5 protein-coding genes are annotated in these 6,412 nt (G+C 36.7%); 1 reads left to right on the forward strand and 4 read right to left on the reverse strand.

The features are described from left to right. Positions 1-104 precede the first annotated feature (104 nt). Complete coding sequence (locus tag BFU02S_RS14180; RefSeq protein ID WP_066371935.1) at positions 105-1,145, reverse strand: cytochrome d ubiquinol oxidase subunit II; 1,041 nt, start codon at positions 1,143-1,145, stop codon at positions 105-107. Positions 1,146-1,179: 34 nt separating this feature from the next. Next, positions 1,180-2,520, reverse strand: a complete 1,341-nt coding sequence (locus tag BFU02S_RS14185) for a cytochrome ubiquinol oxidase subunit I (protein WP_066371937.1) — start codon at positions 2,518-2,520, stop codon at positions 1,180-1,182. Between the two features lie 243 nt (positions 2,521-2,763). Between BFU02S_RS14185 and BFU02S_RS14190 the strand changes: the two genes are divergently transcribed. After that, positions 2,764-3,639, forward strand: coding sequence for a Rieske 2Fe-2S domain-containing protein (locus BFU02S_RS14190; protein ID WP_235842081.1), 876 nt, complete (start codon positions 2,764-2,766; stop codon positions 3,637-3,639). 332 nt (positions 3,640-3,971) lie between these two features. Here BFU02S_RS14190 and BFU02S_RS14195 read toward each other — a convergent pair whose 3' ends face one another. Both BFU02S_RS14195 and galU read right to left on the reverse strand, forming a co-directional pair. Next, on the reverse strand, positions 3,972-4,964 hold the full coding sequence (locus tag BFU02S_RS14195) for a glycosyltransferase family 2 protein (RefSeq protein WP_066371939.1): 993 nt from the start codon (positions 4,962-4,964) through the stop codon (positions 3,972-3,974). Between the two features lie 358 nt (positions 4,965-5,322). Continuing rightward, positions 5,323-6,216 (reverse strand): UTP--glucose-1-phosphate uridylyltransferase GalU, encoded by an 894-nt coding sequence (gene galU, locus BFU02S_RS14200; RefSeq protein WP_066371944.1) that lies wholly within the window; start codon positions 6,214-6,216, stop codon positions 5,323-5,325. Positions 6,217-6,412 lie beyond the last annotated feature (196 nt).

Consider the following 6,412-nt stretch of genomic DNA (forward strand, 5'->3'; position numbering starts at 1 on the left):
CTAATGCAACACTAGTGAAATCTGTAATATGCCCTCTGAGTTGTGAAAATTTATGTATAACACTTGAAAAAGTTGAAGCAAAAACAACTCATTTTATGCTTACACTAGTTATCCACTTTTGTTTTTTTCCTAAGGTAACGTTTATCATTCATAAACAAGCTCCAAAAATAGATAAAACCTGGGAACAACATAGTAAATCCGACAATGTAAGTGACGAAAACTGCCCGAAAAGAATTCGGATCAGTAAAAGAGGAATGAATAGTTACCTCCGGATAGATTATGTACGGTAAATGAGCGTATCCATAGACATAGCTTGCGATCATATATTGAAGGGTAGCTGCGATAACAGAAAGTCTCGGCATTCCTTGATACCCAGGTTTAAATGAGGGTACTAGTAACCCTACAAAACCGGCAATAAAAAAGAATACCGACAAAATCAGAAGTGGAAAATTTTGCATCATTTTATCATAAATCCATCTTCCTTCACTTTTTAATGTAATTATGATTAGAATTGCTGTTATAAGAGATATAGGTCCCATTATAAGAGCGTCCCTTCGATAAGTATTATAGGCATCCTTCTCATTCGAAGCTTTAGAATAATCCGCCAATAAAAGGGACGAAAGAAAAAGTGTGCTAGAAATAGCAAACATAAAGAAGGCATATTCATTCATGCTTGAAAAAAGACTGGCTAATTTTAATTGTGGGCGACCATTTGAAAATGCTACAAAATTCCCATGTGTAATAGGGAGAACACTGATAAGCAGACCTGGTATCAAAATTCCGCATATCCCCGAAATATACGTTAACGGTTTTTTATACCCTTCAGCAATATGAGAAAAAACTAGAAAAGCACTTCTCACCGACAACAGTAAAAGGATCATGCTCCCAGGAATTAACAAAATTGTACCAAGCGTAAATGCAGCCTTAGGAAATAAGCTATAAATAGCGACAACTAAGGCTACAATAAATGTATTTGTTACTTCCCACGTTGGAGAAAGATAACGATTAGCAATATTTGTCGCTTTAGTTTTCGTTCTATTGATGTATAGCATTGACCAAAATCCAGCACCAAAGTCCATCGTTCCCATAATAGAATATATAAACACAAATCCCCATAATATCGTTATGGCCAGATAAACATCCATCTATTTTTCCTCCTTAGAAAACACAAATTGAAACTTAAACATTCTTTTGCTCCGTACGATTAATATCTTCAAGGACTGGATTTCTTTTAAAATAATATAAAAGAACCAAAATCGCAGTGACTGCTAAAACGATATAAATTGCAACGAACAAAATAAATAGTATTCCTAGATTTCCGGCCGTTGTTACCGAATCGGCTGTTGATAGTTTTCGATAAATGGTCCAAGGCTGTCTCCCCGTACATGCAAAAATCCAGCCAAATTCAATACCTAAGATGGAAAGCGGACCGCAGGCTACATAAACCCAAAGTAACCATTTGGGAAAAAGGTCCCTTTTTAATATTTTTTTCCAAAAAAATCCGAAGACTGCAATGAAAAGCAAAAACATACCAATCCCCACCATTGCATTGAAAAGGGTATGAATGAATAAGGGCGGCCAATATTTTTGAGGAAAATCATTTAGGCCTTTGACAACTGTATCAAAACGATTCCCTGCAAGGAAACTTAATGCCCATGGCACTTCTATTCCCCATTTTACCGATTCAGTTTTTACGTCCGTGTATCCGCCTATCGTCAAAGGGGCATATGCTTGAGTCTTAAATAACCCTTCTGCTCCAGCTAATTTTTCAGGCTGATACTTATAAAGAGATTGAGCGGTTTCATGTCCGCTTAATGCGGTAAATAAAGAAAAAAGACCTCCTACAATGAGACTAACCATAAGTGCTTTTTGATGAAACTTATATACGATCGTTCCGGATTCACTTTTTAACATCTTATAAGCAGCTACCATTGCAACAATAAATCCTCCAACAATGTAAGCAGAAACTGCGACATGTATGGCATTTATTCCAAAGCTTGGATTAAAAAAAGCTGCCCAGGGATCAACATTAACGATTTTCCCGTTTTTAATATCAAATCCGGCTGGAGTTCCTTCAAAAGCATGCACATTCGTTATTAATACAGCTGATGCCAAACCTCCTAAAGCTACAAAAAGAAGGCTTACATTTCTCATCCAAGGGGAAATTCTATCTGCAGCATAAACATAAATAGACATAAACAATGCCTCTAAAAAGAATGCATAAATTTCAATTTGGAATGGTAATGCCATTACAGTCCCAATAACCTTCATAAATCCAGGCCATAATAAGGTAATTTGCAAACCCGCAATTGTTCCAGTTGGAATGCTCACTCCTAATATAATGGCAAATGCCTTTGTCCATCTTTTTGCCATAATGGAATAATCTATATCCTTTGTTTTTTGATAAAGTAGTTCGGCCGTCAATATCATCATTGGCAAGCCTACTCCAATAGTAGCAAAAATAATATGAACTGCCATCGTTGTTCCAAATAATGAGCGTGCGATAATTAAATGTTCCAAATGATTCCCTCCATTAAATTAGTTACAGCTAAAAAAGCACGTTTTGTTTTATATTGTTTTCTATACCGTGAAAAAATATGTAAAAATATTCTTTGATTACAATATAATTAGGGGTATACTAAAGGAAACTGTAAGTCAAAGGAGGAATAAACGAATGCAACATAACATAAATCGTGTTTTCCCCTCAACGTGGTATGCCGTTGCTTTTTCTTCAGAAATAAAAAAAAACCAATCCAAAAGAAATTGATTGGAAGAAATCTTGTACTATTTCGTGACAATCAAGGAAGAGTAAATTCCCTCTTGGCCTATTGTCCCCATAGAGGAGCAGATTTATCTTTAGGTTGTGTAGAGGATGGCAAATTAATGTGTCCTTACCATGGATGGAAGTTTGATCAAGATGGGACGTGTGTAGAAATTCCCTCTCAACCCCATAAGCCTGTGCCTAAGTTTGCTCATACTAAGTCCTTCCCGGTAAGGGAAGAGGCTGGAATTATTTGGGTTTTCCCCGATCCAAACGCAAAAGAAATACAGAATTTTCAGTTATTTCCAGAGTTAAAAGATTCGAAGTACCGATTAGCTCCCTATCAAGCACAATGGAACGCTCACTATACGAGAGTGGTAGAAAGTGTTCTAGATGTAGCACATCTTAGTTTCGTTCACAAAAAGACTATAGGGAAAAACTCCAAAACAGAAATCTCCCAACTTCAGTATTCACATAAGGAAGATAGAATTATTATTTACAATGATGGTGCATCGCTAGAATTTTGGTATCCTCAACAATGGATACTTAAACCATCTGTTCAATCTAAAAATAAATTCTTTAATTATGTTACTTTTACACCTATTGATGAAGAGCAAACACTAATATTAGGATATGCTGGACGTAATTTCGTTAAATTTATTCCTTTCTTGGATAGAATTTTTAGCAACTATAGCCTTAAAGTATTGGATGAGGATCAATCTGTAGTAGAAAGTCAGCATCCAAGACCTATTCCTGAAGCACTTCGAATGGAAGCTCATGTCCTAGCAGACGGTCCCCAAATTGCCTTTCGACAACTGTGGTTTAATTTTCTATCGAAAGAAGAAGGTAAAGTAAGCCTTGATGGGCATATTAACTAATTTAACACCACAAAAAGTTCAAATATTTAATAAAATAAAAAACATAAAACACACTATTTTTTTCAACAATTAGAAATGCTCCTTTTTCATTATGAATTTGGCGTTAACCCAAATGCAGAAAAATACTTTTTTGTTTTAAACGGATTTTCTTCAACACAAAAAGAAGTGAAGTATTTTCGCTCATAGAAACAAGTAAAGATCCACTCATTTTTATGAAGATTTTATAGACTACTGTTAAAAAATGTAGAAAAATATTGAAATCAACAAATCATGCATAACAGACCGCATCACGATCAAAGTGTGCGGCCTGTTTTTGTTGGTGTCAGGCACCGTTAATGGGTTTTGGCCATTTCTTTATTAGCATGTTCTTTGTAGTGGTTGAGATGGTTTTCGTCTTTTAAGTTAACGAGATCTTTGACAATGTAGATGGGGCGGTTTTTGCTTTCATCGTAGATTCTGGCGACGTATTGTCCGACGATTCCGACTCCCAGAAGCTGGATGCCGCTGAAGAAAGTGATGGCTACCATAAGGGATGTCCATCCTTCCTGCACATGCCGGCCCGTTAGTTTGACAATAATAGCGTAAAGGAACACTAGGAAAGAAATGAATACGGAAACCAGCCCGACGGTCATGACTAGTCTTAATGGCTTGGTTGAAAAAGCGATAATACCATCAGAGGCAAATTTAATCATTTTCTTTAGAGGGTATTTCGTGTCACCTGCAAAACGCTCATCCCGCTCGTATTCAATATAGGTTTGCCGAAAGCCAATCCAGGAAATCATCCCGCGGACAAACCGGTTCCTCTCCGTCATTCGCTTAAATACTTCAGCAACGGAACGGTCAATAATTCGAAAATCACCCGTATCTTTAGGAATATCAATATCCGACATGAAATTTAAAAACCGATAAAAATACTTGGCAGTAATCAGCTTAAACCAGGTCTCCCCTTTTCTCGTGTTCCGTTTGGCATACACCACATCATAGCCTTCCCTCCACTTGTCGATCAGCTTAGGAATCAGCTCTGGCGGATCTTGTAAGTCCGCATCAATGATGACAATCGCATCACCGCTTGCATAATCGATTCCGGCTGTTACTGCAGTTTGGTGGCCGAAATTCCGAGAAAAATCGATAATTTTTGCTTGATGATCCTTTTCTGCAATCTCATGTAGAATATCGATTGTCCGATCGGTACTTCCATCATTCACAAAGATAAACTCATAATGAATAGAATGAGCATCCATCACTTTCTTTAGCCGATTATAACAAACCTCTGCTACCTCTTCTTCAAAATACATGGGAACTACTATTGAAATTAATTCCTTCATAGTTATCCCTCCAAAAAAGATTCGTTAAAAAGCATCCCCAGCACTAACTTAGTGTAACACACCTAATGGTAATCAATGTTTTTAACAACCAATGCTTCCAAAATTACAGGAATTTTCCCACCTTAATTTCTCCAACTTAATGTATATTTAAACAAACTTTAAACATTTGCTATAAAATGGTTGTTAAGCAAACCACTAAAACAGATACTACCATATCTATTTTTTACAATTCTAAGTTCTATTACTAATTTAATCCATTTAGCTTAACTTTTGCTTAATGTACAATTCCGAAGGTGATTATTATATTATCTTATATTATAAGGGAAAAACCCGCATCTTCGGCGGGTCTTTCTTTTATTTACCTTTTTATGTAGGGATTATAATCCTGCTTGCTGAGATCCTTTAAATAATCAACAAGCGTGCTTCGCAAGTCTTCCCTTTCCAAAGCAAATTCAATTGTTGCCTGCAAAAAGCCGAACTTGTCGCCGACATCATAACGAACGCCATCAAAAGCGTAGGCAAGGACTTTTTCTTCTACAGCAAGTTTTCTTAAGGCATCTGTCAGCTGAATTTCCCCGCCGTAGCCAGCTTCCGCTTCTTCAAGATATTTAAAAATATTTGGAGTCAAAATATATCGTCCCATGATAGCAAAATTAGACGGTGCATTTTCTCTTGGCTTTTCAACCATCCCTTGTACTTCGACAATTTTATTTGACACACTTTTACTTGCGGGAGCAATCACTCCATATTTACTCAGCACTTCATCAGGCATGATTTTTGTTCCAATGACACTGCATTTATATTGCTCATACACATTCATTAATTGCTTTAAACAAGGCATTTCGCTTTTCACGATATCATCGCCCAACAGCACAGCAAATGGCTCATTGCCAATAAACCGGCTGGCACATTGAACAGCATGGCCCAACCCAAGCGGTTTCTTTTGCCTGATATAATGGATATTCACCATGTTCGAAATATCCTTCACCATTTTTAACAATTCCATTTTATCCTTCTCTGCCAGCTCGAGCTCCAATTCAATGGAATAATCAAAGTGGTCTTCAATGGCCCGCTTATTTCTTCCTGTGACAATAATGATATCCTCAATTCCTGATGCAACTGCTTCTTCAACAATATATTGGATCGTTGGTTTATCAACAATTGGCAGCATCTCTTTAGGCTGCGCTTTCGTCGCCGGCAAAAACCTTGTTCCTAATCCGGCTGCCGGAATCACTGCTTTTCGAATTGACATAAACCCAACTCCTTTTTATGAAATCATTGAAAGCTAAAAAAATAGATTCATGTTTATAACTATACTATTTATTGGCCAGAAAGCAACCAAAAGGAAGAACAATGCCTTGAATGACATCCTCTTATTAATATATATCTCCATTTCCTTAAGAATGCCTTAGTTTTTATATATTTGGATAAAACAAATAAAGGGGCTG

The sequence above is a fragment of the Neobacillus fumarioli NBRC 102428 genome (assembly GCF_001591485.1).
Classification (GTDB): Bacteria; Bacillota; Bacilli; order Bacillales; family Cytobacillaceae; genus Neobacillus; species Neobacillus fumarioli.

Bases quoted from the DNA above. Each gene is read 5' to 3' on its own strand.
- galU (WP_066371944.1), bottom strand. From the start codon at position 6,216: ATGTCAATTCGAAAAGCAGTGATTCCGGCAGCCGGATTAGGAACAAGG.
- BFU02S_RS14180 (WP_066371935.1), bottom strand. From the start codon at position 1,145: ATGGATGTTTATCTGGCCATAACGATATTATGGGGATTTGTGTTTATA.
- BFU02S_RS14195 (WP_066371939.1), bottom strand. From the start codon at position 4,964: ATGAAGGAATTAATTTCAATAGTAGTTCCCATGTATTTTGAAGAAGAG.